The organism is Nocardioides sp. YJ-D4 (genome assembly GCF_054031495.1).
On record NZ_CM132932.1, the window covers coordinates 2,679,463 to 2,705,932 of the forward strand.

Annotated in this window: 21 protein-coding genes, 1 tRNA gene and 1 other RNA gene; 5 read left to right on the forward strand and 18 right to left on the reverse strand. The window is 68.8% G+C overall.

The window, feature by feature from the left end:
- On the reverse strand, positions 1 to 2,139 hold the full coding sequence (locus ACW14X_RS12775; protein WP_457165823.1) for a DNA polymerase III subunit gamma and tau: 2,139 nt from the start codon (positions 2,137 to 2,139) through the stop codon (positions 1 to 3).
- 92 nt (positions 2,140 to 2,231) lie between these two features.
- Positions 2,232 to 2,322, reverse strand: an RNA gene (ffs, locus tag ACW14X_RS12780) — signal recognition particle sRNA small type.
- Positions 2,323 to 2,422: 100 nt separating this feature from the next.
- Between ffs and ACW14X_RS12785 the strand changes: the two genes are divergently transcribed.
- Positions 2,423 to 2,510 (forward strand) — tRNA-Ser (locus ACW14X_RS12785).
- Positions 2,511 to 2,583: 73 nt separating this feature from the next.
- On the opposite strand, the gene ACW14X_RS12790 is transcribed toward ACW14X_RS12785, so the two are convergent.
- Both ACW14X_RS12790 and ACW14X_RS12795 read right to left on the reverse strand, forming a co-directional pair.
- On the reverse strand, positions 2,584 to 3,309 hold the full coding sequence (locus ACW14X_RS12790; protein ID WP_457165824.1) for a hypothetical protein: 726 nt from the start codon (positions 3,307 to 3,309) through the stop codon (positions 2,584 to 2,586).
- Positions 3,310 to 3,314: 5 nt separating this feature from the next.
- Positions 3,315 to 3,812, reverse strand: a complete 498-nt coding sequence (locus ACW14X_RS12795) for a VOC family protein (RefSeq protein ID WP_160025790.1) — start codon at positions 3,810 to 3,812, stop codon at positions 3,315 to 3,317.
- A gap of 58 nt (positions 3,813 to 3,870) precedes the next feature.
- Between ACW14X_RS12795 and ACW14X_RS12800 the strand changes: the two genes are divergently transcribed.
- A complete protein-coding gene (locus ACW14X_RS12800) occupies positions 3,871 to 4,509 on the forward strand; it encodes a TetR/AcrR family transcriptional regulator (protein WP_160025791.1) in 639 nt (212 codons plus the stop codon).
- A 6-nt stretch (positions 4,510 to 4,515) separates the two neighbouring features.
- Here the strand turns inward: ACW14X_RS12800 and ACW14X_RS12805 are convergent, their stop codons facing one another.
- Complete coding sequence (locus ACW14X_RS12805) at positions 4,516 to 4,926, reverse strand: RidA family protein (protein WP_160025792.1); 411 nt, start codon at positions 4,924 to 4,926, stop codon at positions 4,516 to 4,518.
- A 77-nt stretch (positions 4,927 to 5,003) separates the two neighbouring features.
- Here ACW14X_RS12805 and ACW14X_RS12810 point away from each other — a divergent pair, with 77 nt between their 5' ends.
- A complete protein-coding gene (locus ACW14X_RS12810; RefSeq protein WP_457165825.1) occupies positions 5,004 to 5,369 on the forward strand; it encodes a winged helix-turn-helix transcriptional regulator in 366 nt (121 codons plus the stop codon).
- A gap of 4 nt (positions 5,370 to 5,373) precedes the next feature.
- Here ACW14X_RS12810 and ACW14X_RS12815 read toward each other — a convergent pair whose 3' ends face one another.
- The 6 genes from ACW14X_RS12815 to ACW14X_RS12840 form a co-directional block, all read right to left on the reverse strand.
- Entirely contained in the window at positions 5,374 to 6,504 is a 1,131-nt protein-coding gene (locus tag ACW14X_RS12815; RefSeq protein ID WP_457165826.1) for a S8/S53 family peptidase, read from the reverse strand.
- Positions 6,501 to 7,916 carry a type VII secretion protein EccB gene (locus tag ACW14X_RS12820; protein ID WP_457165827.1) on the reverse strand — a complete coding sequence of 472 codons (1,416 nt, stop codon included), beginning with the start codon at positions 7,914 to 7,916 and terminating at the stop codon, positions 6,501 to 6,503. The genes ACW14X_RS12815 and ACW14X_RS12820 overlap by 4 nt, the downstream gene beginning before the upstream one ends.
- The gene (gene eccD, locus ACW14X_RS12825) at positions 7,916 to 9,280 is read right to left on the reverse strand and encodes a type VII secretion integral membrane protein EccD (protein WP_160025796.1); all 1,365 of its coding nucleotides are present in this window, start codon (positions 9,278 to 9,280) and stop codon (positions 7,916 to 7,918) included. Before eccD ends, ACW14X_RS12820 begins: the two co-directional genes overlap by 1 nt.
- Positions 9,281 to 9,462: 182 nt before the next feature.
- A complete protein-coding gene (locus tag ACW14X_RS12830) occupies positions 9,463 to 9,756 on the reverse strand; it encodes a WXG100 family type VII secretion target (RefSeq protein ID WP_160025797.1) in 294 nt (97 codons plus the stop codon).
- A 29-nt stretch (positions 9,757 to 9,785) separates the two neighbouring features.
- Entirely contained in the window at positions 9,786 to 10,115 is a 330-nt protein-coding gene (locus tag ACW14X_RS12835) for a WXG100 family type VII secretion target (RefSeq protein ID WP_160025798.1), read from the reverse strand.
- A gap of 152 nt (positions 10,116 to 10,267) precedes the next feature.
- Positions 10,268 to 11,641, reverse strand: coding sequence for a hypothetical protein (locus ACW14X_RS12840; RefSeq protein ID WP_457165828.1), 1,374 nt, complete (start codon positions 11,639 to 11,641; stop codon positions 10,268 to 10,270).
- A 174-nt stretch (positions 11,642 to 11,815) separates the two neighbouring features.
- Here ACW14X_RS12840 and eccCa point away from each other — a divergent pair, with 174 nt between their 5' ends.
- The gene (gene eccCa / locus ACW14X_RS12845; protein ID WP_457165829.1) at positions 11,816 to 15,847 is read left to right on the forward strand and encodes a type VII secretion protein EccCa; all 4,032 of its coding nucleotides are present in this window, start codon (positions 11,816 to 11,818) and stop codon (positions 15,845 to 15,847) included.
- A gap of 67 nt (positions 15,848 to 15,914) precedes the next feature.
- Here the strand turns inward: eccCa and ACW14X_RS12850 are convergent, their stop codons facing one another.
- The 5 genes from ACW14X_RS12850 to ACW14X_RS12870 all read right to left on the reverse strand — a co-directional run bounded on the left by ACW14X_RS12850 (position 15,915) and on the right by ACW14X_RS12870 (position 24,339).
- Positions 15,915 to 18,266, reverse strand: coding sequence for a protein kinase domain-containing protein (locus ACW14X_RS12850; protein ID WP_457165830.1), 2,352 nt, complete (start codon positions 18,264 to 18,266; stop codon positions 15,915 to 15,917).
- Positions 18,263 to 20,473: a protein kinase domain-containing protein gene (locus ACW14X_RS12855; protein ID WP_160025802.1), complete on the reverse strand. Its 2,211-nt coding sequence runs from the start codon at positions 20,471 to 20,473 to the stop codon at positions 18,263 to 18,265. The genes ACW14X_RS12850 and ACW14X_RS12855 overlap by 4 nt, the downstream gene beginning before the upstream one ends.
- Before the next feature lie 57 nt (positions 20,474 to 20,530).
- On the reverse strand, positions 20,531 to 22,117 hold the full coding sequence (locus ACW14X_RS12860) for an ABC transporter substrate-binding protein (protein ID WP_350843350.1): 1,587 nt from the start codon (positions 22,115 to 22,117) through the stop codon (positions 20,531 to 20,533).
- A gap of 238 nt (positions 22,118 to 22,355) precedes the next feature.
- Positions 22,356 to 22,991 (reverse strand): transcriptional regulator, encoded by a 636-nt coding sequence (locus ACW14X_RS12865; RefSeq protein WP_457165831.1) that lies wholly within the window; start codon positions 22,989 to 22,991, stop codon positions 22,356 to 22,358.
- A gap of 133 nt (positions 22,992 to 23,124) precedes the next feature.
- Positions 23,125 to 24,339 (reverse strand): hypothetical protein, encoded by a 1,215-nt coding sequence (locus ACW14X_RS12870; protein WP_457165832.1) that lies wholly within the window; start codon positions 24,337 to 24,339, stop codon positions 23,125 to 23,127.
- Positions 24,340 to 24,523: 184 nt separating this feature from the next.
- Here ACW14X_RS12870 and ACW14X_RS12875 point away from each other — a divergent pair, with 184 nt between their 5' ends.
- On the forward strand, positions 24,524 to 24,964 hold the full coding sequence (locus ACW14X_RS12875; protein WP_350843356.1) for a DUF3592 domain-containing protein: 441 nt from the start codon (positions 24,524 to 24,526) through the stop codon (positions 24,962 to 24,964).
- 9 nt (positions 24,965 to 24,973) lie between these two features.
- Here the strand turns inward: ACW14X_RS12875 and ACW14X_RS12880 are convergent, their stop codons facing one another.
- Both ACW14X_RS12880 and ACW14X_RS12885 read right to left on the reverse strand, forming a co-directional pair.
- Positions 24,974 to 25,804 (reverse strand): hypothetical protein, encoded by an 831-nt coding sequence (locus ACW14X_RS12880; RefSeq protein WP_457165833.1) that lies wholly within the window; start codon positions 25,802 to 25,804, stop codon positions 24,974 to 24,976.
- A gap of 36 nt (positions 25,805 to 25,840) precedes the next feature.
- Positions 25,841 to 26,470 carry a protein TPRXL gene (locus ACW14X_RS12885; RefSeq protein WP_350843360.1) on the reverse strand — a complete coding sequence of 210 codons (630 nt, stop codon included), beginning with the start codon at positions 26,468 to 26,470 and terminating at the stop codon, positions 25,841 to 25,843.

Below are 26,470 nucleotides of genomic sequence, written 5' to 3' on the forward strand. Positions count from 1 at the left end.
CTAGTTGTGAGGAATCTCTTCGATCATCGTTGCACCCAGCTCCTGAGCGAGCAGAGCCTCGGCGCCCATCGCGGCCGGCCCGTCGTAGGCCTGGTCGTCGGGGTTGACCGCGGCGTCCGCCTCGGCCAGGCGAGCCACTGTGTCGTCGACCGGAGGCTCGTAGTCGGCCGCACGCGTCGGCCGGATCGCCTCCCGAGCCAGCGCGATCGCTCCTGGGTCCGCCGGCTGAGTCGCCGGCGTCGCGGGCGGCTCCGGCGGGGCCGGGGGCTGGTCGGAGGGCGGCGGCTCGGCGGCCCAGTCGGGTGGTGGCGCCTGCTCGTTCCAGGAGGCCTCCGGCGGCTGTTGCTGCTGGGTGGGCTCCTGGGGCTGGCTCGGCTGCGGCGTCGGCGGCGCCTGCCGCTGCGGAGACCCTTGGCCGCCGCCCGCGACGATCGCCTCGATCTTCGGCTGGATGCCGATCACGTTGACCAGCGCCTGCCCGAGGATCGGCTCATGTCCGCCGGTCGCGAACCGGTCACGGAGACCCGGCGAGGCGAACCCGAGGGTCAGCACACCGTCGCGGAAGTCGACCACCTGAGCGTTCTGGCCCACCAGCGACCAGGTCGCCCGGCGCAGGCCCTTGGTCTGCGCGATCACGTCGTCCCACAGACGGCGGACGTCCACGTTGCCCATCCCGCCCGGCGATTGAGCCTGAGGCTGGGTCTGAGGCTGGGCCTGAGGCTGGGTCGGTGGTTGCGACTGAGGCTGGCTCGGCGGCTCGGGAGCGGCCGGCGCCTGCTGGGGAGGCATCTCCGCGGCAGGGGCGGGCTCGCGGGCCGGCTCGGGGGTAGGAGCGTACGCCGGGACCGGCTCGGGCTGCGGCGCCGCCGGAGCGACCGTCTCGTGCCCCGGCGCACCGACCGACGGCTTGAGCACCGGCCGGTCCTGAGCGGGGGCCGGCGCCGCCGGAGCAGCGGCCACCGTCGGCGTACCGCTGATCTCGATCCGCCTCTCCAGACGGTCCAGCCGAGCCGCAAGGCCATCGGCACCGTCGGCCGCGGGCAGCAGCACCCGGGCACAGATCAGCTCGAGCAGGAGTCGGGGGGCGGTGGCTCCGCGCATCTCGGTCAGACCGGTGGCGACCGCGTCAGCGGCTCGCGACAGATCGTGGGGGCCGAAGCGTCCGGCCTGGGCGACCAGCCGCTCGCCGCCGTCCTCGGAGACGTCGATGAGTCCGGTCGCGGGCGCGTCCGGGACCGCCTTGACGATGACGAGGTCACGCAGCCGCCGCAGCAGGTCCTCGGTGAACCGCCGCGGGTCCTGGCCGGTCTCGATGATCTTGTCGATGACACCGAAGACCGCGGCGCCGTCGTGGGCGGCGAAGGCGTCGACGACCTCGTCCAGCAGCGCGTCCGGGGTGTAGCCGAGAAGCCCCGCGGCCAGCTCGTACGTCACGCCCTCAGGCCCCGCGCCACCGAGCAGCTGGTCCATGACCGAGAGGCTGTCGCGCATCGACCCGGCGCCCGCACGCGCGACCAGCGGCAGCGCAGCCGGCTCGACGTTGATGCCCTCCTTCTCGCACAGCGTCGAGATGTAGTCGGAGACCAGCTTGGGCGGGAAGAGGCGGAACGGATAGTGATGGGTGCGCGACCGGATCGTCGGGATGACCTTCTCCGGCTCGGTCGTCGCGAAGATGAACCGCAGATGCTCCGGCGGCTCCTCCACGAGCTTGAGCAGCGCGTTGAAGCCCTGCGTCGAGACCATGTGGGCCTCGTCGATGATGTAGACCTTGTAGCGGCTCTTCACCGGCGCGAAGAACGCCTTCTCCCGCAGATCACGAGCGTCGTCGACACCACCGTGCGACGCCGCGTCGATCTCGATCACGTCGATGCTGCCGGGCCCGCCGCGCGCCAGGTCCCGGCACGACTCGCACTCCCCGCACGGATCCGCGATCGGCGCCTTCTCGCAGTTCAGCGCCCGCGCCAGGATCCGCGCCGAGGTCGTCTTGCCGCAGCCGCGTGGCCCGGAGAAGAGGTACGCATGGTTGACCCGGTTGCCCGCCAGCGCATTGCGCAGCGGGCCGGTGACGTGATCTTGGCCGATGACCTCGGCAAACGTCTCCGGCCGGTAGCGGCGGTAGAGAGCTAGCGGTGCGTCCACCCGATAGACCCTAGCCGCGACCGCCGACAGTTCGTAACCACCCGCCACGTGCGTCGGGCACCTGTCCGTCGCCCAGGATGCGCGGGAAAAGAAAAGGCCCCCCACGTACCCAACAGAGCTCGCTTATCCTTGCTGCCTTCCGGCCCTGGGGAGGTTCGACAAGATGTCGCCACATGGGGGGTTGCGGAAGAGTCTAGACGAGTCCGCTCGCCGATCCCAAAGCACACCCGCTGGCCCTCCGCCGATTTCCTCCATGCTCGCGGAGCCGCGTAGGATCGCTCACGGATCTGTCGCCTAGTGGCCTATGGCGCACGGCTGGAATCCGTGTTGGGTTAACGCCCTCGGGGGTTCGAATCCCCCCAGATCCGCCAGCACAAATCGGCGCCTGACCTGCTATCGAGCAGGTCAGGCGCCGTTCGTTTATCACTGCGACGCGACCACCCCTCATCCGCGGCCTCGCGAGCGGAGCAGCGCGATTCCGAGGATCAGCCCTCCGGGCACGATCACGATCGGCGCCACCGGGTCCTCGAATCCGGCAGCGATCAGACCGACGAGGCTGACCACGCCGAGCAGGATGCTGACGATCGTGGTCGCCCTCGCCGCCCTGCGGACGACACCGTGCCCGCGTACCGCCTCGGCGGCGAAGACCATCGACCCGAGCGCGAGCAGCGACAGGGCGGAGACGAGCGGGACCGTCAGCACGTCGAAGTCCCGCACGAGGGGCGGCAGGTTCTCCGGGTCGGCGAACAGGCCCAACCCCAGAGCCACGTACGTCCACCACACGACCAGCGTGGCCAGCGCCGACCACCACGCGAGCTGGGCGAGCCGCCCGGGCGCGCCGGCGCGGATCTGGCGGGCAGCCAGAGCCAGGAGCACCGGGGACACGAAGAGGAGCAGCCCCGTGAGCAGCGCGTAGACCGGATGGTCCTGGGTGATCTCGGCCTGCGTGGAGCTGGCCAGCGCATTGACCGCCACGCCTTCGCGTTCGGCTGCGGCCACGAGATCCTGCTCGAAGCCGACCCCGATGGTGACGGCGACCACGACATACCCCGCCAGCACCGCGACCGCACCGACGTACGCCCGACCCGCCGACGCCGCCCACTGCGACGACCCCTCGTGGTCGACGCGGCGTACAGGCTGGTCGCCGCGGGCGATCTTCTTGACGTTCATCGTCTTCAGCCCACCGCGTGAGCGGCCCGGGCCGCGGCCTTGCGCCTGGCCGCCTCCACCGGGTTGTCCACGACGAGGACGTCCTCCGGGTCCGGTTCGGTGTGGTGCTGCGCTGTGTAGAACCGCACTTCGTGACCGTCGGGGTCATGGAGCATCGGCAGGATCCAGCCGAAGGTCGCAGGCTGTACGCCGGCGTGCTGCTCGCCGAAGCCGGTCAACCTGTCCGCCAGCGCCCGGAGGGCGCTCTCGTCGGGCACTCCGATGGCGAAGTACTCGAAACCGGCTGCGGCCCGGGCGCGTTCAGGATCGAGCCGCAGCCCCAGACCCGGACCACCGTTGGGGTGCACCATGCCGATGCCGTCGAGCTCACCATCCCTCTGGAACTCCACGGAGACCCTGTAGCCGAGCCTTGATTCGTACCACCGCTGGGATCGCCGGAGGTCGGTGACCGGCAGTTTGAGGTGGTGGACGCCGGCGAGAGCCGGTGCTTCGTGATCGCTCATGTCCACTCCTGACTTGCAGTGTGACTGCAATTTCGTAATTGCAGTTATACTGCAACTCGTGCCTACAGATGTCAATCCCCTCGTCAGGGGATCTCGTGCCGAGCGGACCGAGCAGGCGATCGTCGCCGCGGCCCACGAACTCTTCGCGCAGCGCGGCTATCGCGGCACCGCGCTGACAGACGTCGCCAAAGCCGCGGGAGTCTCCGACCGAACCATCTACGTCCGCTTCGCGACCAAGGCACACCTGCTCAAGCGAGTGGTCGACGTGGCTCTCGTCGGTGACGCCCTGCCGATCGCCCTGGCCGATCGCGACTGGATCGACACGGTGATGAACGCCCCGACGCTCGAGGAGCGACTGGCTGCCGACGCGGAAGGCACCGCGCTGATGATGGATCGCATCGCGCCCGTCCTCGCCGTAGCCATGCAGGCCGAGGCGGACGAGCCGTTGATCGCAGCGGCAGCCCAGGCGGCCCGCGAGTCGACGCTCGAGCAGGTGCGCGCCTTCTGGGAGAAGCTGCACCGCGACGGACTGATGAGCCCCGACGCCGACCTCGAGTGGGTGATCGCCACCAGCGCCCTGCTGGCCAACGCCGAGACGTACGTCCACATGACGCGCACCCTGCGCTGGACACCCCCCGAGTACCAGGCGTGGCGGCACCGCACCTGGCGCCACCTCGCCATGGCCTCGTCTACGTGAGGCGCCTCAGTCCAGGATCGCGTACGCCTCGACCTCGACGAGCACGTCGGGCTCGAACAGATAGTCCACACCGATAGCGGACAGCGGCGGCAGGGGTTGCGGGATGCCGAGCTCGTCGATGACGCTCTCGAGCCCGGCGACGAAGTCGTCGTACTTGTCCGGGGTCCAGCCGGTGACGAAGAACCGGAGGCGTACGACGTCGGCGAAGGTCGCGCCGGCGCCGGCAAGCCCGCGGGCGGTGTTGCGGAGGGCATGGGCGAGCTGGCCGGCGAGGTCGCCCGGGGCGACGCCACGCCCGAGCTCGTCCCGGGCGATCTGTCCGGCGACATGGATGTGGCGGGTGCCGGTGGCGACGGAGACGTGGTGGTAGGGCACGGGCTGGAACATGCCTTCGGGGGTGAGCAGATCGACGGACACGATGAGATTCCTTTCGAGGGTTAAGGTTTCTCATGTGTACTTGGTATCCAGAGGACACTTCAACGAGACTAGGTGTCATGTCGGATACCAGCCCGGAGCCGCTACGCCTGACCCAGGAGCATCGCGAGCTCCTCGACCAACTTCTCGACAAGTGGTCGCTCCAGGTGCTCGACACGCTGTGCGAGCGGCCGCGCCGCTTCAACGAGCTGCGTCAGGCGATCCCGGCGATCACCCAGAAGTCACTCACCACCGCGCTCCGCCGTCTGGAGCGCAACGGCATGGTCGAGCGCGTGGTGCTGAGCACCCGTCCGGTCGCGGTGGAATACCGCATCACCCCGCTGGGCAGCACCCTGCAGGACCTCATCGACCGGCTCTACCACTGGACGACCACGACCTTGCCCGAGGTCGAAGCAGCACGCGAGGCCTTCGACCGCTCGGCCTGAGGCGCTACATCGAGCTCTTGCGCCGCGAGAACAGCGGTCGCAGGACCAGCCCGAGACCGAGCGCACCGCCGCCGGCGATCCCCCACCAGATCGCGTCATCGCGGACGGCGGCGAGCGGGTCAGCCTTCTCCTGAGCCATCGGGGCCTGCTCGACTTCCGGAGGCTCGACGGCCTCCTCGACGGCGGGGCGGGTGAGCGCGTCGTAGGCGTTGACCACGCCGGCACCCCAGTAGCGACCGCCCTGGCCCTCGACGCCCGAGGTGGTGCTGTAGAGGCGATCGATGACCTGGCTGGCGCTCCAGCCAGGGTTGGTCGACCAGATCAGCGCGAGCACCGCCGAGACCTCGGCGGAGGCGAACGAGGTGGAGATCGTGTCGACCCAGCACGGCTGGCCGAAGAGCGTCTTCGACGGAGCTCCGTAGGTGGGAGCGGCCACGTCGGTGTTCGAGTTGGGCAGCACGGTGAAGTCCGGATCCGATGCCCAGGTGCCGGAGGCGCTGACCGTCACCACTGAGTCGTTGGCGTTGGGGAAAACCTTGGGGGCGATGTCCCGGTCCGTCGCGGTGGTGATGCCGGACCAGTCCGCTGCCATCACCACGATGGCACCCTTCTTGATGAGCGTGTCGACCGCCGTGTCGAGGCCCGAGGCACCCTGCGCCGCGGGCAGGCCGATGTCGACGATCAGACCCTTGGCGTTGCCCTTGGCCAGCGAGTTGAGCTCGGCCACCATCCGCTTGGCGTCGACCGTCGACTTCTCCTGACCGACCTTGAGGACCGGATGGTCGCTGAGCTTCGCCTTGGGCGCGATCTGGGAGATCAGCCCGGCCGCCACGGTGCCGTGATAGTCCTGCGCGCTGCGGCTGTAGCCCGAGTCGACGACCGCGACGCGGATCCCCTGCCCCTGCTTGCTCACCTTCTGCGCCTCGGCGATCCGCATGATCGCGAACGGAGCTACCGTCTCCAGCACCGGCGGCATCTGGGTCTCCGCCTTCTGCGGAGCGCCGCCGCCGAGATTCTTCTCGTACGCCTGACAAAGTGGCCGTTCCTCCGCGGCGTACGCGGGGCCCGGACTACCCAGGAAGGTGAGCCCACCGACGACGGCGGCGAGCGCGATACCACTACGCAGCAGTGTCACTCGGTCGCCACGCACTGGCTCTCCTGTACCTCTCCGGTAGCGGGCGGGCAGAGCGCCAAGTCGGTCGAGAGCGCGGCACCACGCGGGAGCAATTGCAGCCAAGTGCTGGGGACGATCGGACCGGAGTCGGGCCCCAGACCGAGCCGATCGACGGTCACCTTGCCGTCGAGGGTGTTCACGGTGCCGCGGGCATCGATCAGATAGGGCGTCGCGCTCTTCTTGTCGAGCTTCTCGCCGTTGGCGGCGTACACGAAGGCACCCTTGCCGGGGTCGACCCGGGCTGAGGTGAAGTCGGTGGCATCGGGAGGCTCCGACGCCCGCCAGGCATCCTCGCCCGGCTCGACGCCGAGTCGCACCGTCGTCTCGTCCTCGGTCTCGAGCTTGGCGCAGACACTGCCGGTGCCGGGCTCGAGGGTCTCGGTCGGCCAGGAGGTCTCCGGCTCGTCGCCGTTGATCTGTGGGCCGTTGTTCAGCGATTGGAGGCTGACCGACTTGCCCGCTGCCTGCAGGGCCGTGTCGTACACCTCTGCGGTGAAGTCACTGATGCGGATCCAGCCACTCTCCATCAGCAGGTAGCTCTTGGTGTCGAAGATGCCCCTCGTCCCGATCGGATAGTCCTCACCGGCCACCGCTTGGCCGAACTTCGAGTAGGCACTTCCGAACGCCTCCGCCCCCAGCGGCGCGCCGGCAGGGAACAGGTTGACCCATGACTGCGGAACCTTGAGCGTCGGCGGCGCATCGTTGAAGACACGGTCGGCGTAGGTCTCCTGATCGCCCTCGATCTTGTAGCTGTAGGCCTGGGTGTAACCCTCATTCGTCCGAGACTCCGCGATGAGGTAGTTGCCCTCTTCGGTCTGCACCATGAAGCCGGTGTCCGCCGCCGACTTCACGTCCGGCTTCTCGGAGATGTTCAGGAACGTGCCGGCTCCGTTGGCCGTGCACGCGGTCCAGCCGGAGTTGATGAAGTCGGACTTCAGCGGCAGCTCCTCCGGGACGTCGGGGCCGGAGATGCCGATCGTCTGCTTCGGGAACTCCTTGTCGATCTCCTCCTGGTCGATGACCTTGGACTTCTTCTCCAGGTCGAGCCCGAGGATGAGCTGGGCGCTGGCCAGGTTGACGACCGGGTACAGCTCCTTCTCGTTCTCGGGGCCGGTGACGACGTACCGCGCCCCGCCCTTGGTCACGATCAGGCCGGGCTGGTCTGCCCAGCCGGTCGCGGGCCGGGGAGCGAGGAAGTGGGCGACGGCGCCGCCGGCGATGAGCAGCACGGCGAGCACGACGCCACCGAAGACCGAGCGGCCCGGTCGGGCCGGCTCCACCTCGCGCCCGCCGGGGGCTCCGGAGAGGAACGCGGAGACGAGCCGGCGGCGGCTGAAGGCATGGGCCTCTACGAGGTCCTTCTTGCTGGCCATCAGAAACCAGCCACCGCGGCGCTGAAGAGGCCCGAGGCGAGCACCATCAGCGGCAGCATCGCAAGCAGGCAGGCGGTCTCGGCGACATCGGCGAGGCGACCACGGCGGATCGAGCCGACGTCGGGGACCAGCGTCAGGACCAGGAGTACGCCACCCGCAGCCGCCAGCACGACGGCGGTCGTCGGCCGCCACGACTCGTGGTAGACGAGCAGCGCGGCACCGATCGCGAGCAGGCCGGCGATCCCGGAGACCAGCCCGACCAGCACCTCAGATCCCGTCCGGTACTGCCGAGTGCGCAGCATCAGCACGACGCACGCGGCGAGAGCCAGCAGCGTGCCGAAGAGGCCGAGCCGCACCACGAACGGCGAGGTCAGCACGACCAGGACGCCGACTGAGAGGGAGATCGCGACGAGGATCTCGTGAGCGACCTTGGCGTCGACCCTGACCTGGTCGGCACGGATCTCGTCCGGGTCGAGGTTGATGTCCTCGTCGGAGTAGAGCTGGGGGACGTCGGTCTTGGTCGTGCTCAGCGCGAGCCACGGGAAGAAGCTGCCGGCCAGCACCACGACGACCAGCACGATCCCGAGCACCACACCGGCCTGCCAGCCGGTCATGCTCAGCAGCATGCCGGCGACCAGGAAGACCCCGCCGACGAGCGCACCCGGCATCGCCAGCATCCGGGCCTCGCCGAGGCCGAGGAAGCCGATCGCGGCGGCGAGCATCGCGCCCGCGCCGGCGAAGGCCAGCGGCATCCCGACGCCACCATCGAGGGAGGCCGAGCCGATCAGGAAGCCGGCGACCGCGCCGTAGACCTCACCGATCCACACCGCGGCGATCGCGGCGTCGTTCTCGGCCTCGAGCCGGGAGAGCACGATCGCGCCTCCGGCGAGGACGATGCCGATCACTCCGGCCGCGACGCCGGCGAGCATCGACGGCGCCTGTGTCCACAGCGCACCGGCGCCGAGGAGCAGCAGCAGCGCGGCGGCCAGCAGTGACGTACGTCGTCCTGCTTCCGGCTTCCAGGGGGCCATCTCGCTCTCGACGACGTCGGTCATCGCCTCGACCACGTCGTCGTAGACCCGCGGCGGCTTGTCGTCGATGCCGGCGCTCACGGTGAGTACGCCACCGTCCTCGACGCCCTGCGGGATCAGGCCGAGGTCGCCGGCGAGCTTGCGGCCGTCGGCGAGCACGACGCGGTAGCCGGCGTACGCCGTCTGCGGGTCGAGCAGCCCGACGCTTCGCGCGAGCTCCGGCACGAGCTCCGCCACCGGCACCGAGCCCGGCAGCACCAGATCCATCCGGCGTGTGCCGGAGGCGACAGTGACCCGGACCAGCCCCGTGGGCGCCACCTGCGCCTGCGTCATTTCACGAACTCCTCGCGTCGTGCCTGTGCCCGAGACGAACCGACCGAATGTCCCGAGAGATAGACGTACATCGTGCCCGCTGAGTCAGACAGCGAACATCAGCGCTGACTTTGCCATAAAACCAGCGACGAGGGGACCGGTGCCCCGCACCGGTCCCCTCGTGTTGTCTGTGTGCTGAAAGCTCAGCCGCCGAAGCCGCCGGCACCGCGCATGTCAGCATCGTGCATGCGCGCCTGCGACTCGTTGACGAACTTGCTGCTGCGATCGAGCGCGCCACCCAGCTCACGGATGGTCCCGTTCCACTTGGCCTGAGCCTGGTTGTAGGCGTTGGCCGCCTCACCGGTGAAGTTCTCCTGGAGGCCCAGGATGTACCTCTCGAGCTCATCGAGGGCGCCGTCCATCTCCTTCACGCCCTTGATCAGCACGTCCACGATCGAGCCCATGGCGCCGTGGTTAACAACAATCTCTTCGCCCATGACAGTTCCTTTTCAGTCTGTTGCGTCGATCAGAACGAGTACTTGGTGCCCTCGACCTGGCTGCTGATGGAGCTGGTCTGCCCCGCAACATCCTGGTCGGCGTCGGACCCCAGCTGGCGGGCCTTGGTGAGACCGGCGGTGAGCTGGTCGAGGGCCGTGGTGATCTCGCGGGCCTTCTCGTTGTAGGTGTTCATGAGCTGCTGGAACGCGTTGCCGCCAGCGCCCTTCCACCCGGAGGCCCCAGCAGACTGAGCCTCGGAGACCGTGCGGGAGTTGATGTTCTCCAGCTTGGCCTTCGTCTCCTCGATGAACTTGACGGCGGACTCGATCGCCTGCCCTTGCTTGATCTCACTGCTCATGGTGCTGTCCTTCCACCGGCGGAACCGGTTCCTAGGTTGATACCTGTTGGAGCCCGGCTCCCGATGGGCTCCCCCGAGGTCCGGACAATGTGTTCTTACCCCGTCTCCGGAGTTCTAAACACAAATCTCTGAACTTTTTTCAGCCCTGCTGTCTAGCCGTTGAAACCCGATTCCCACAGGTGTCTGAAGAACCCCGAGGAAACCACGAACGAAGCGATGACGGCCGCGCCGCACAGCGACTCCGCCCAGTCGGCCCGAGACGCCCACTTCGCCGAGCGCCAGCCCCGGCCGGTCGCGATCGCCGCGATGATGACGGCGAACCCGATCACCACGACTCCCAGACCGAACCAGGAGACCAGCTCCGGGTCGGCCCAGCCTACGAAGGCACGGACCCCGACCGCCAGCGCAATAACCCCGGCGACCCGGAGTACGCCACGAGGCAGCCAGTAGCGATAGCTGCGCGCCGCGAGCAGGATCACGAAGGCACCGGCCAGCAGGACCAGCCAGCCACCGATCCGGTCCACGTCGTCCGTCGCGGTCGCCACCAGCGCCGGTCCGCTCACCGCGACCACGGCGAGCACCGCCCAGGAGGCCGCCGCCAGGGTGCGGGCGCCGCGATCGGCCACCGCGGTGACCTCGTCGATCGGGACCGTCGCCTTGCCGGAGGTGGTCTTGGCCCGTGCCGACCAGGCGGTCACGGACAGCTTCGAGACGTCGAGGAGATAGGAGTCAGGGACGTCGACGGCGTACGACGGGACGATCCGCGCCGCCAGCGCGGCGGCCGCGAACAGGATCGACCACGGCACCTGCGGCGAGGTGCCGAGCAGGGCGCACAGCGCGGTCACCACGAAGACGACGACGCCGGTCGTCGTCCAGATCTTCAGCGCCTCGTCGACGCCGTCGACGAGCGACCGCGAGATGGTCGCGACGACCGCGGCGCTCAACCCGGCCACGCCGACCGCCATGGGCAGCGTCTCGGGCGCCGGTTCGACGGTGATGACGAAGGCGGCCCCGGCGGCGAAGGCCGGAGCGGCGATCGCGCGGCGCGCTGCGTACGGACCCGCGGGGATGATGCCGATCAAGGCGCCGAGCGCGAGCAGACCGGTGATGGCCAGTCGCTGCCAGCCGTCGGCCTGAGCGCCGAACCCGGCCGCGCCGACCGCCAGGATGGTGGCCAGACCGACCCAGTAGAACGAGAAGCTGCCTGCTTGCACCGGGGCGGCCGTCTCCACGACCTCGCGGCGCGCGTAGGCCTGAGTGGGCGGCGAGTCGGCGGCGAGCAGGGCGCCGGAGGTGATGCCGCGGGAGGCGAGCGACGCGTCCGGCTTGATCACCTCGCCACGACGATCGCGCAGCACCGGGGCCGCGGGCAGGCCGACTGCCGTCGCGTACTCCCTCGCCAGGTCCGAGGCGTGCGCATCGGAAGGAACGACGATGTCGACCACTCCGGCGGTGCCGTGGACCGTGACCGCCAGGCCGCCTGCTGCGAGCGCCGGCACTACGGCATCGGCCGTCTGAGTGGGCATGACACCTCCCGGATGCGTGATGACCCTGTGACAGAGTTCCACATCGGAAGCTCCACCGCCCGTTTTACCCGACCGGCACGGTTAAGGGTAGTAGCCGGGTAGCGGGCACTCTAAGATCCTGACCACCTGCGGCATCCGGGCCCGCGGGGCACTGAACCAGTCTCAGGGGGACACGTGACCATCGCTGCGACAGCCAGCGGTACCCGCACCGAGGAGCCGGAGGTCCCCGAAGGGGAGCTGGCTCTGAATGCTCCGCCGGCTATCGAAGAGGGCGAGGGTGTCGGGGGCATCCTGATGAACGCCATCCCCATGCTCGGTGGCCTCGGGTCGATCGTGCTCATCGCGACGATGCAGTCGGGCGCGGGCGGGTCCCCGCCGATCCAGCGCTACATCGCCGCCGGCATGTTCCTCTTCGCGACGCTCGGCTTCATCTTCGTGCAGATCGACCGGCAGCGTAAGCAGAAGCAGAAGCAGGTCGGTGGGCAGCGTACGGACTACCTGCGCTACCTGGCCGGCGTCCGGCAGTCGGCGCGCAGGGCCGGTGAGCAGCAGCGCAAGGCGCTCACCTGGCACTATCCGGCGCCGTCGTCGCTGCCCGCGATCGCCGAGGAGCGCAGCCGGCTCTGGGAGCGCTCGAACACCCACAAGCGCTATCTCGACGTCCGCTACGGTGTCGCGCACCAGCCCCTGGCCCTCACTCTGGTGCCGCCCCAGCAGACCCCGATCGATCAGGTCGACCCAGCGTCGGCGAGCGCGCTGCACCGGCTGCTGACCGTCCACCGGGTCCAGCCCGACCTGCCGGCCGCGACCAACCTGCGCGGCTTCGACAAGATGGAGATCTGCGGCAACGAGGACCAGGCCCGGGCGCTCGCCCGCGCTCTGATCTGCGGCATGACGGCCTTCCACTCACCGGAGCAGCTGGTCGTCGCCGTACTCACCTCCGAGCGCAACCTGGCCGAGTGGGACTGGGTCAAATGGCTCCCGCACGCACAGAGCGGCCGCGAGGTCGACGCCGTGGGGCCGCGCCGCATGGTGGTCACCAACATCAACGACCTCGGCGCCCTGCTTCCGACCGAGGTCGGCGAGCGCGCCCGCTGGGGCACCGACGACCGGATTCCTTCGCCGCAGGTCGTGGTCATCGTCGACGGCGGCTCCGTCCCGCCGGGCAACCACGTGCTCCCGGACGACGGCATCCAAGGCGTCACGGTCATCGACCTGCCGACCCACTGGGACGAGCTGTTCGACTCCAGCCGGGTGCGGTTCCTGATCGACGACGAGGAGCCCGACGAGAGCAACACGGTCTCCGGCTACCAGGTGCGCGTACGCATGGACCCCGTCCGCCTGCGGGTGGACCAGATGAGCATGGCCGACGCCGAGGCCTACGCCCGCCGCCTGACCGCGCTCTACACGGTGTCTCCGGAGGGCTCCGACGCCGCTGCCGAGACTCCGCAGGACACCGAGATCGCGGCCCCGAAGGACTACATGGCGCTGCTCGGTCTGGGCGACGTACGCTCCTTCGACCCGGACGTCGCCTGGCGCCCCCGCGCCAACCGCGACCGGCTGCGCGTGCCGGTCGGCGTCGGCGAGGCCGGCCAGCAGATCTACATGGACATCAAGGAGTCGGCCCAGCAGGGAATGGGGCCGCACGGCCTCGTCATCGGCGCGACCGGTTCCGGTAAGTCGGAGTTCCTCCGCACCCTGGTCCTCGGTCTGGTGCTCACCCACCCGCCGGAGGTCCTCAACCTGGTGCTGGTCGACTTCAAGGGTGGTGCGACCTTCGCCGGGATGGCGGGCATGCCGCACGTCTCCGCGGTGATCACCAACCTCGAGGGCGAGCTCACCCTGGTCGACCGTATGCAGGACGCGCTCTCCGGTGAGATGACCCGCCGCCAGGAGCTCCTGCGCGAGGCCGGCAACTTCTCCTCGCTGAAGGACTACGAGAAGGCCCGTACGCAGGATCCCTCGATGGATCCGCTGCCGTCGCTGTTCATCGTGGTCGACGAGTTCTCCGAGATGCTCTCGGCCAAGCCCGAGTTCATCGACCTGTTCGTCGCGATCGGTCGTCTGGGCCGATCCCTCGGCATCCACCTGCTGCTCGCCTCGCAGCGTCTCGAGGAGGGCCGCCTGCGCGGTCTCGACTCCCACCTCTCCTACCGCGTCGGCCTGCGTACGTTCTCCGCGCAGGAGTCGCGGACCGTGCTCGGTGTGCCGGACGCCTACGAGCTCCCGGCGGTCCCCGGCCTCGGCTACCTGAAGCCCGACCCGACCAACATGCAGCGGTTCCGGGCTGCGTACGTCTCGGGGCCACCGGCCGCGGGGTCGCGGATCCGCCGCGACGAGGGCGGCAAGCTGCAGGGCATCTTCCCGTTCTCGATCGCCGAGGTGAAGCAGCTGGCGATGCCGGTCGAGGAGGAGGAGCGTCCGGCCACCCCGGTCGTCGGCGCGGACGGCGTCGAGAAGTCGATGCTCGACATCGCCGTCGACCGGATGACCGGCCACGGCACCCCGGCCCACCAGGTCTGGCTGCCGCCGCTCGACATCCCCGACACGCTCGACACGCTGATGCCCGACCTGACCACCTCGCCCGAGCTCGGTCTGCACTCGCCGGCCTGGAAGCGCCTCGGCGGACTCGTGGTGCCGCTCGGCATCGTCGACAAGCCGCGTGAGCAGCTGCGCGACACGCTCACGGTCGACCTGCGCGGGGCCGCCGGTCACGTCGCGGTCATCGGTGCCCCTCGCACCGGTAAGTCGACCACGCTCCGCACCATCGTCACCTCGATGTCGTTGACCATGACGCCGCAGGAGGTGCAGTTCTTCGTCCTCGACTTCGGTGGCGGCACGTTCGCACCGCTGGCCAAGCTCCCGCACGTCTCCGGTGTCGGCACCCGTTCCGAGCCCGATGTCGTACGCCGCGTCCTGGCCGAGATCTCCGGCATCATCGACCGCCGCGAGGCCTACTTCCGGGCGCAGGGCATCGACTCGATCGAGACCTACCGCACCCGCCGCGCTCGTGGCCAGGCCGACGACGGCTGGGGCGACGTCTTCCTCGTCATCGACGGGTGGGGCACGCTGCGCGCCGACTTCGACGACCTCGAGTACGCCATCCAGGAGATCGCTCCGCGTGGCCTGACCTTCGGTGTCCACATCGTCGCGTCGGCCGGTCGCTGGGCCGAGTTCCGCTCCTCGATGCGCGACGTCTTCGGCACCAAGCTCGAGCTCCGTCTGGGCGACCCGATGGACTCCGAGCTGGACCGCAAGCTCGCCGCCCTCGTGCCGACCGGTCGCCCGGGTCGAGGCATCGTGAAGGAAAAGCTCCACTTCCTCAGCGCCCTGCCCCGCATGGACGGCGACGGCTCGGCGGCGACGCTGGGCGACGGCGTCGACGACCTGATCTCCCGGATCTCCGCGGGCTGGCAGGGTCCGGCCGGCCCGAAGCTGCGGCTGCTGCCGGAGAGGATCACGATCGAGCGGATCCGCGAGCAGGCCGGGGTCACCGAGGAGAAGCCCGGCAAGCGACTGCTCCTGGGGATCAACGAGAAGGAGCTGGCTCCGGTCGGTCTCAACCCCGACACCGAGCCCCACCTGCTCGTCTTCGGCGACGGCCAGTCCGGCAAGTCGACGCTGCTCCGCAACATCGCCCGCGAGATCATGCGGACGCATTCGCCGAAGGAAGCCCAGATCGCGGTGGTCGACTACCGGCGCTCGATGCTCGGCGAGATCCCGGACGACTACCTGGTCAGCTACCTCACCTCGGCGACGCAGGCGACGCCGGCGCTGAGCGACCTGGCGGACTACCTGTCGAAGCGGATCCCCGGCCCCGACGTCACGCCCGAGCAGCTGCGCAACCGGTCCTGGTGGACGGGTGCGGACCTGTTCCTGCTGGTCGACGACTACGACCTGGTCGCCACCCAGCAGGGCTCGCCGGTCGCTCCCCTGCAGCCGCTGATGGCCCAGGCCCGCGACGTCGGCCTGCACGTCATCATCGCCCGCCGCTCGGGTGGAGCCTCGCGGTCGCTCTACGAGTCGGTCATCCAGTCGATGCGCGATCTGGCCATGCCCGGCCTGCTGCTCTCCGGCAACCCGGACGAGGGTCCGCTCGTCGGCAACCTGAAGCCGGTCCCGACGCGCCCGGGCCGAGGTCGTCTGGTCACCCGCGACCGAGGTATCGAGGTCGTCCAGCTGGCGTGGAGCGAGTCCTCGGTGTAGCTCGCCCCTCCGACCGAGACAGCGGCCCGCGACCTGATCCAGGTCGCGGGCCGCTTGCAGTCGTGATCTAGAGAGTCCCGGTCCCGTTGTTGTTGGACGCCTTGCGCAACGGGGGGTGGGTCTCGAACTGGTCGGCGCCAGGCATCTCCCAGGTCTCGACGGTGAACCCGTCCTTGCCGGAGATCATCACCGACGCCTTGTTGAGATACTCGTAGTCCCCGTCACCGGCGCGCAGCGGGTTGACCAGGTCGTCGCGGCCGTCGCCGTTGACGTCGGCCGCCGCGGGGATCTGAGACCCACTGAGGGCGTCGTCGTTCCTGACCGGGTCGTCGATGTCCCAGGCCGGCTCGTGCACGAACTTCTTGCCCTCGGGGTCGTAGGAGTAGACGCGGAAGACCCACTTCTGATCCGCGACCTCCTGGGTGATCATCTCGTCCTTCCCGTCACCGGTGACGTCGGCGAAGATCGGCGTCTCGGCGGACCGGTCGCCGTCGGGCCCGGGCAGGTCGAGCTCGGTCTTCGTGAGCTTCGAGCCCTGGCTCATCAGCAGGACGGCCGCGGCGGGGGAGGTTTCCCTGGCACCCATGACGATGTCGGCCCCCTTGTCGCCATCGAGGTCACCGACCTCGAAGTTGACGTCGAACGTGGTGCCCTTCCAGGGACCGGTGTACCAGTCTGCGCTCTTGGCCCAGGTGTTGTCGGCCTTGCTCAGCATGACCGTGACGTGGAACTTCAGGTCCTCGAGCTTTCCGAGCTCGGCGTCGTCCGCGGGCAGCTTGGTTCCGTTGCCGACGGAGATCATGCCGATGTCGTCGCGACCGTCACCGTTGAAGTCGGCGCAGAACATGGCCAGACGCTTGCCCGAAGCAGGCACCTGGATGGAGCCGTCCGGTTGGTTCTTGGAGTTCGACTCGACGTTGAACGTCGATCCGACGCCGGACAGCTGGACCACATCGACCCGCCCGTCGGCGTCCAGGTCACCGAGCAGGTTGCCGAAACGGAGGCCCTCGCCGGTGCCGGTCTTGAACGCCTTGCCCGTCGAGGCGAACAGAGTCGCGGCGTTGGTGTCCCAGTTGTAGTTGATGTCGCCGAACGGCGCGCCGAGCACCAGGTCGCCCAACCGGTCTCCGGTGATGTCGCCGCGTACGGCCGGCTTGGGCTTCGCCGGAGTGTTCTCCGTGGTCGTGAGCGTGATCCCGAGCGCGGCACCACCGGCGACGAGGACCGCCGCGGCCGCCCCGGCAGCAACCCACCACTTGGTCTTGGCGCGTTTGAGGGTGACCGTGGCGCCTGAGGCGAACCCCATCTGGCGCCCCGCCATGGCCGCGAACCGATCCCGGACGCGAACCGCGTCGCTGGACCGTCCGGCCGGGTCCTTCGTGAGCAGGCCGCCCTGGCCGGAGAGCAGGTCGTTGGCCTGAAGCGTGAAGTCGTCCCTTCCGGGCAACGTGGGGATCGGCTGGGAGCTGTGGGCCATCGCCGTCTCGACGTCGTTCGCCCCGGTGAAGGGCACCTCGCCGGTGACCAGCTCGTAGAACAGGCAGCCCAGCGAGTAGAGATCGGTCGCCGGGCTGGCCGGCGCACCCATCGCGCGTTCGGGCGCGAGATAGTCCCAGGCGCCGGAATGGATGCCGGGCCGGGCCGTCTCGGAGTCGTCGGCGCGCGCGGCCGCGAAGTCCGAGAGATAGGCGTACGGCGGGTTGTTGCCGTCACGCAGCAGGATGTTCGACGGCTTCACGTCGCCGTGCACGACCCCGACCTCGGGCGAGTGGATCGCCGCCAGGCCATCGGCGATCTGGGCGCAGATGTCGGCGGCCATGGGGCCAGGGAGCCGTCCGCGAGCCTTCAGCAGTGAGCCGAGATCGCCGCCGTCGGCATACTGCGAGACCAGGTACGGAGCACCGTCGCCGGTCCGGCCGTTGGTGTAGACACCCATGATGTGGGGCGAGTCGAGCTTGGCCATCAACGTGGCCTGCTTGTCGAACCGGGACACGAACTCGGGGTCACGGGCGCTCCGCCCGAGGAGCACCTTGATGGCGACCGCTCGGTTGAGCCGGGTGTCGGTCGCCCGGTAGACGACCGCGCTGTCGTTGGACGCCACCTGCTGCTCGAGCCGGTAGGGCCCGATCATCCCGGGGGTGTCCTGCTGCGCGGGCGGTGGAGGCGGCGCGGGCTGTGACGGCACCTGCGTCGGCGCCAGTGTCGGCGCCTGCGTCGGTGCCGGAGGGCCCGGAGGTGGCGGGGGTGGCGTCCGGGTCGGCGGGGGTGGGGGCGGCGGAGGCGGCGTACTCGTCGGCCCGCTGGGTCGAGCGATCCGCGGCCGGATCGTGGTCTTGTCGGGGTCGTCGACGGGCGGGCGCTCGAAGGAGGGCTCGGGCCCGCGAGGGTCGTTGTCAGGGATTCCTGTGGAATCGCTCATCCGAGAGTTCCTCCCATGAGGTTGTAGCGGCGCACGTCTTCCGGCGAGTTCTTCCACGTCGCCAGCTCGTGGCCCGGGAACGTGCCCTCCTTCGAGGCCAACGCCACATAGAACGTGTAGGGGCTGTCGCTGGTGTCCTGGGAGGCCGCAATGACGTCGGACCGCCCGTCCCCGTTCACATCGGCAAGTGTCACGGGATACCTGCTGACGGTCTTGAGGGTGTTGCGTGGTTTAGGGAGCTTTCCGCGCGTGGCGATCGAGAACTCGGCCAAGTCCTCGCTGAAGGTCCCGACCGTGATCGTCTGGCCCTCGCCTCGGCCGGACTCCCCGACGACGATCTCGTCCAGGCCGTCGCCGTCGACGTCACCAGCGAGGAACGAGCTGATTCCCTGGTGCTTGAAGGGGAACGACTTGGCCGCGGCAACGGTCGCTCCATCCCCCTGGTAGAGGTCCAGCTCCGACGTTCCCGTCGTGAGCGTCTTGTTCTCAGGTTCACCCGGAACTCGCTTCAGCACCACGAGGTCGGCCTTCTCGTCGCCGGTGAACTCACCCACCACGACCTGCTCCCTGTCCTCAGCCGGATAGGCCGCGAACTGCGTCGGCTCCGCGAACCCTGATCCCGTGCCGCGATAGACCCAGATGGCGCCGTCCCCGACCGTTCTACCTTGCCTGTCGAGGTCAGGGTCCGGGTTGCCGAAGGTCGTCGCCATGAACAGATCGGCTACGCCATCACCATCGAAGTCGTCGGTGCCCAGGTCGTAGTAGAACGTCGACCCAGCCATCTTCTTGCCCTGCTCGACGACCCCCGCGGGAGCCTTGAGGGATCCCTCCAGATCACCGTGGAAGTTGAAGCCCTTCTCGCTCCGTACGAAGGTGATCAACGAGTTCTTCCCATCGCCGGTGAAGTCGGCGCAGAGCGGGAACACCTCGCTCCCGTCGTTGTCCTCCGGGAGCGCGGGGTCGTCGTACGTGACGGCCTTCGACGGGGTCAGCGTGCGGCCGTCCGACTTCCAGGTGACCACGTCGACACCCTTGCCGTCGGGGTTCTGGACATTGGTGACCACGTCCCCGAACTTGTCGCCGTTCACATCCGCGTACGCAGCGCCCTTGACGGTCGGCACGATGGGCTCGGGCCCGTGCTCGACCCAGGGCTGGGTGATCGCCAGCGCACCACCGACCCCGAGGGCGGCCACCCCGACCATCGCCGCACCGACCCGCAGCGGGGTGATCCTGGACGGCCGCGCGGCCTCCTCGATCAGGATGGCCTCGCTCTCGGACGGCGCGCGGACGGCCGCGACCAGGATCGGCGCCGGGTTGGGGTCGGTCATCGACGGCGCGGGCACGAGCTGAGCAGGCGCGGTGATCTCGCGCAGCTTCAGCAGGTCGTCCTTGAAGACCGCCGCGCTTTGGTAGCGGCTCCGGCGGTCCTTCGCCATCGAGAGCTGCAGGATCCGGTTGGCTTCCCTGGTCCACTCGTCGGTGCCGACGAACTGCGGGATCGGTGCGTTCTGGTGCGCCATCGCCACCTGCACGGCCGCACCCGAGTAGGGAATCTTGCCGGTCAGCGTGAACCACAGCATGCAGCCGGCCGCGTAGATGTCTCGCGACGGCTCCGGCGAGATCGGCCGGCCCTGCGCGTCCCGCTCGTCGCGGATGTACTCGGGCGCCAGGTAGTTCCAGGTGCCGGTGATCCCGCCGGCGGGCGAGTCGGAGGACGAGGTCGCGATCCCGAAGTCGCACAGGTACGCGAACGGGTCCAGAGGGCTCGCGGGGTTGCGGACGAGCACGTTCGACGGCTTGACGTCCTGGTGGATGATCCCCGCCTGGTGGGCGTCGTGAAGCGCCCCCGCCACCTGGGCGTTCACCAGGCACGCCAGGTGCGGCGCCAACGGCCCGTTGCTGCGTACGAGGCCGGTCACATCACCGCCCTTGATGAACTGGGTGACGATGAACGGGCTGCCGTGCTGCTCGCCGATGTCGTAGATCGCGATGATGTGGGGCGACCTGATCTGCGCCAGGGTCTGCCCCTCGCGGATGAACATGTCGATGAACTGTCGGTCGGCGAGGTGGGCATGCACCATCTTCAGGGCGACCTGCCGTTCGAGCTTGGTGTCGAAGGCGTCATAGACCACGCCCATTCCACCCTCACCAAGAATGCGATCCAGGCGGTAGTGGCCGAACACTGCCCCGGGATGAAGCGTCGTCATGCCCGCACCCTATTCAAGGGTGGCGGAACCCAACCACTCCAATGCGCTAAAAGTCGCCTACTTCTTGGTCGGCGACCATTCGACGACGGTCGAGACGAGCGGTGCGACCTGCCCGGAGCGGGGACGTACGCTGTCGACCTTCTTGTCGATCACCGTCACCGTCGGGTTCATCACGATCGGCACGACGATCGAATCCCGGACCAGCGTCTTCTCGATCTGGACGCGTACGTCGCGAGCCTCGTAGGGATCCGCGGTGCGGGCCAGCTCGCTGATGAGGCGGTCGCGCTCGCGGTCGCCGCCGCCGGTCGCGTTCTGGCTGCCCTTGCTGCCCCACTGCGCCGAGATCTCCTCCGGCGTCTGCGGGACCGGGATCCGGACGAGCGCAGCGTCCCACTTGTTGCCGGAGATCACCTTGTCGGCCGAGGACACACCACAGTCGGTGGTGCCCCAGCCCTCGTCGTCCACCACGTTCGAGATGGTGTCGTAGGCGCCTGAGGCGAACGCGCTCGACGTGTCGTAGGAGATGCACACCTTGGCGCCACGCGGGGCCGCCGCGTCCTCGGAGGCCTTGAACTTCGTGGAGAACCCGGAGTCCTCGGTCGCGATCTGGTAGCCCTCGCCACCCGGCGGGAACAGCACGACGTCGGTGGCTTCGTACGCCTCGGCCCACTCGCCCGCGCCGCCCTCGGCGATGTCGCCGCGGGGCACTGCCCGCAGATACGCCGTGCGCGTGTCCTTGCGCTTGAACAGGCCGCGATCGCTGCGGAGGATCAGCGCCCACATGGTGCCGTCGTTGGCGTTCTCGACGGCGTAGTCGCGGCGCTCGAGGTCACGCACCTGCTTCCGGTTGGCCTTGGTCGGGGTGACCTGGACGACGTCGACCTTCTCCCCCAGGCTGTTCAGGGCGTCGGAGCCGGCCGGGGTGAGGCGTACCTGCTCGTAGGTCGGCCTGGCCTCACCCGCGTATTCCGGGTTGGCCTCCAGGTCGACCTCCTGGCCGCCCTCGCCGGCCGAGATCTTCGAGACCCGGTAGGGGCCGCTGGAGAGCAGCGCCTCCTCGGACGCCTTGCCGTTCTCGGCGATGGTGAAGGACGAGTTCCACGCCTCCGCGATCTTGGTGAGCTTGGCGGTGTCGGACTCCTCGATCGCGGTCTCGACGACCTCCTTGGCCTCGATCGGGTCCTCGATCTTCAGGGCCTTCTGCCCGACGACGTGCGCCGGCACGGCGACGTCCAGGGCCGTACGCCAGTCGACCACAGGCACCACCAGCGGGACCTCGATGGCGCGGGCGCCCTCGTCGACCTCGGGGATGTAGGCGCTCTTGGTCAGACCGGTCGGCACCGCACCGAAGTCGACCGTGCCGTCCGGGCTCCCCTCCTTCGGGGTGCGGAAGTAGCCCGAGGTCGCGGCCCAGGCGAGCATGAGGTCGGCGGTGTCGATCGGCACCCCGTCGGACCAGGTCGGCTCGGCCAGGTCGTAGCGCACCCGCGCCTGCTTGTCGCCCTCCATGGTGACCTTGCCGAAGGTCTCGTCCATCTCGACGGTGTCGTTGACCAGGGTGCCGAAGGCTCCGCGGGTCAGCGAGGCGATGTCGAGGTTTCCGTCGGTCACGCTCGCCGCGCTCGCCGGGTTGGTGCTCGTCAAGGACTCCGTCCACGCGACGGCGACCTCAGAACCCTCCTCGACCGAGGCGGGGAGGTCACCCGAACAGGCGGTGGCGACAAGCGCCAGGCTGGCAACGGAAACGAGTCCCGCTCGACGACGTGCCCCAGGATGCACCTTCAAGTCCCCTCTCCGAGACAACGGACGCCCAGATCCTAACGAGCCTGAGCGGAGACCTGCCATCGACATGGCGGGTCTCCGCTCCCGCGGCGTCATCACCTCACGAGGCGGGGATCTCCACCTGCTCCGTGAACTCGGCGATGGTCTTGTCCGAGCCGATCACCTTCGCGCCGTCGCGCTCGTACTCGATGAGGTACGTGTCAGCCTTCTCCTCGACCTGGAAGGCGATCCAGCCGGTGTGCTCGCCACCGTCGCGACGCTGCACGTCCTCGAGCGGCGTACGCTTCGCGGCGGTCAGCTCCTCGGTCATCAGGCGGGTGTCGGCGCTCTCGAAGTCGGCGCCCTTGTCCCACGAGATCTCGAAGTTCCCGTCCGAGATGCGACCGCCGTACTCCGTGCCGGGCTTGATCTTCACCTGGAGCAGCACGACCTCGCCGCCCTCGGCGATCAGGTCGGCCTCCTCCGCCGACGGGAAGTCACGGACCGCGGAGACGACCTCGATCGTGTCGCCCATGTCGGGGTCCTTGAGCGTCTTCCCGATCTTGACCTCCTTCTCCTCACCCGCTGGTGCTGCGGACGGAGACTCGGAGGCCGGCGCGCTGGACTCGACCTCGGCCGCAGCGTCTGCGTCGGAGTCGGTCGCCTCGGAGCCGCACCCGGTCAATGCGAGCGCGAGGCCGAGGCTGAGGCCGGCGGCGGCCGATCGACAGGTCCGGACGGTGGTGCGAGTGCGCATGGAAGGGTCCCTTTCAACAGTGAATGTTCCCGAGATCGAGAGGTACGGCGTCACCCTGGCAACTCGAAGCCCTGCCGGTCGTTCTTTACTTCGGCGTGTCGCGCGGTGACCTTCGCAACACCGCCGGTGCTGTCTACTTCTCGTTCTCGGCCAGCCACTCCGGGTTGATCGCCAGTGCGGTGACCTGGACGTCCTTGGTCGGGAAGTCGACGTCCTCCAGATCCACGTCGAGCGCCACGGATGTCTTCCAGCTCGCCAGATCCGTACGCAGCAGGCTCAGCTCCGTCAGTTCCGTCCAGACGCGATCGCTGCGCCGGGACCTGGACCACTTGCGCTCGTGGAGATCAGTGTCATTGGCGACCGTGTAGACCGCACTCGACGCGTACGTCATCACCTCGGCGTCCATCCCGACGTACCCCTCCAGATAACCGACCTCACGCGCCTGGACCGGCGCCGTCCCGGTGGTCGGCACCGGCGCGCTCCACATCGTGTTGTCGACGACCCAGAAGAGCCGACCGTCCGAGACCGTCACCCGATGTGGTCCGCCGATGCGCGACGAGTCGTCATCCGCCGGATAGACGACCTCGTGATCGACGGCAACCTGCTCCGCGGGCGTCCCCTTCGCGGTGTTCCAGACACGCACGAAGTGCTGGTCATCGTCGTTCTCCCACCCCTCGTAGACGATGCCGTCGACACAGGGCGACGTCGTGCCGGGGAAGGCCGAGGGCTCCACGGTGCTCAGGATGTCCGCCCCGTCGTGCGGATAGGCGGACGTCAACGCGGCACGGTCCCACTGGCTCTCCGGGATGGACTCGGTGTCGTCCTCGAAGGCCTTGGTGTCGGTGCCTCGTCCCGAGGAGAGGACACGTTCGCCGCACACGGCGGCAGTAGACGTCTGACCGTACGGAGAAACCCGCGTCGTCGCCTTGCCGCTCTCTCCGTCGATGTACGTCACGAACGGATCCTTGGACCCGTCCTCGGGGCTGAACCCGACCAACGTCCCCGCCCCGACCGGCACTCGGTACCACTCATGCTGCGTCTCGTGCTCGTTCCCACCGCTCGTCCGCTCGTTCGCGGTCAACCCGGTCTCATCGATCACGTAGTCGTGGCTCCGGTCGGACGTGGTGATCCCGTTCTCCGTCCAGGAGATCTGGGCGCCCTCGACCCGGTCGAGCTCGAACGCACGCGTCTGCCCCTTCGGGGAGACCAGCACGAGGTAGCTGGAGTCCTCGCCGCCCTCGTGGACCCGCAGCGCCAGAACCGCATCCCCGGTCGCGAAGTCCTTCGGGGGTCGGCCAATCTGGCATCCGGAGAGCACAGCCGCCGAGGCCACCGCCATCGCCGTCACACGTCGAGTCAACGCACACATCCCGTCGTCAGTAGATGAGTCAGAAGGCGCCACAGCGGAGGCCCCCGAGATTCCGAGCGGGGATACGGTACGCGCACAGCCCCGGCTGCACCCCACCGCCCCGGCCAGGCTCCCAGCCTTCGCGGCTAGGGTGAGGGCGTTCAATCTCGGGAACGGAGTGATCATGGTCCTTGGCGCCGTCGCCGCTCTCCTCATCGGCATCGCGATGCTTGTCCTCCCAGCCTGGCTCGCCTGGTACCTGATCCGCCGCTGGCGCCGCCTCGCGACCTGGCCACGGGCGCAGGCGACGATCCGCCACGTACGGAAGACGAAGCACAGTTCGTCAGCCACCGGGACGACCACGACCGAGACGTCCTACGAGGCCCGCTACGAATACCGTGACGCTGCTGGCATCCAGCACGTCGGCGAGGTCGACCACCTGCACGGCCCGACGGTCGGCGAAGTCATCGAGATCATGTACGCCCCCGACGACCCGAGCTCGAGCGACACCGTCGCCGGCGGATCCGTCGTCGGTCGCATCATCAACTACGGCGCCGTGTTCATCCTGCTCGGCGGAGGCGGCATCTTCGTCATCCTCGCCTCCCTCGGCCTGATATCGGCCTAGCGTTCACACCTACCTGTCGTTCTCATCGAACTCCCGCCACCCCACGTGGCGATACTCGAGCACCCGACGCCACTCCCGCTCGTCGAGCCCATCGAGCTCCGACCAGTAGCCCAAGGGCATCTCTCGAAGTCGAATGCGGTCGCCTTCGTCGACATCGACCAGACGACGATGGATGAGTACGTCGAGGAGGCGGTCTCGTGCGACGCCGGCCCGCTGTCGTTTGCTCGAGCTTCGCGGCCCACGCCGCGGTGGCTTCCGGCTCTTTGCCCCGCCCTCCGGCTTGGAAGCCAGCTCCAGGACCAGATTGGCCAGCCCCAAGATCGCCGCGCCAAGCACGAGGATCGACAGCCACGGCATCACCGGGAGGTCCAAGACCAGCAGCAAGACGTACGTCGCCAATGACGCGACCGCGGTGGCCGCGGCAAGCGCAACGCCGACCACGCTGCGTCGTCGTGTCTGCCACCAGACGGACAGCCCGGTGCCGACTACGAGGATGGCAGCGGCGAAGGCGATCCGAGCCAGCCACAACAGCCCCTCCGCACCCGTCTCCTGACGGCTGGCCAGCGCAACCAGCACCAATCCCAGGACGGACGCACCGAGAAGCGGAAGGGCGGCGAGCGCGAGCAGACCCATGGCCACAGAACCGACGGCGTTCAGCAGGAACCGGCCCGGCAGCGGTGGGTAGCTCCGCGCCAGCACCGTGGCCTCGGCCTCACCCCAGCTGAACGGCTGCGAGAACCGCTCCGTACGCGCCCACCCGTCAACCGCTTCGCGAGCCCACTCCGCACGGGCCTCATCGGACTTGCGAGCCCACTGCATCAGTACCTTCGGCGGGGCCATCTGTACTCCAACCCGAGATCGGTCAACTCGTCGCGACTATGCCGCCGGCGGCGCCCAGCGAAGCGTCGAGACACATACGTCGAACGCCGTCTTCCAACCCACGAACACCGGGTCGGTCGCCGCCATCTCCACCGGCCGCGCGACCGACGCCGTCAGCTGCAGGCCTCGGCGGTGATTCGAGCCTGGGATCGGTGTCACGTACACCATCGAGGTCATGACGATCGAGCCGCCTTGGAGCTCCTTCGTCGACTCCCGTTCGAAGCGGATGAACCGCTTGTCACCGAAGAGCGGCTTGGCGTCGTACGCCTGGATCGCATGTGTCACATAGCCATCGAGGCTCTCGCCGTTGGGGGCGCGCCGGATGGTGGCGAACATCGAACCCGGGATGTAGACGTCGCCCGTCGGCGCCCCGGTGGGCGCGAAGTAGGCGATCACGTTCTGCTGCTTCATGAGCGAGAACGCCTGATCCATCTGCAGCCGAAGGTGCGCGTGCAGATCGGGCCGGTTGGCGTCCATGCAGCGCCGCTTCATCTCGGCGTCGATCGCTTCCCGGTCAGAGGCGTCCGGGACGTGACGCTCCCAACCGTCGAGAAGCTTCAGGTGAAACTCCGGGTCCTTGCTGGCACCCAGCATCTCCCGCAACGAGCCTGCGCCGATTCCTGACAC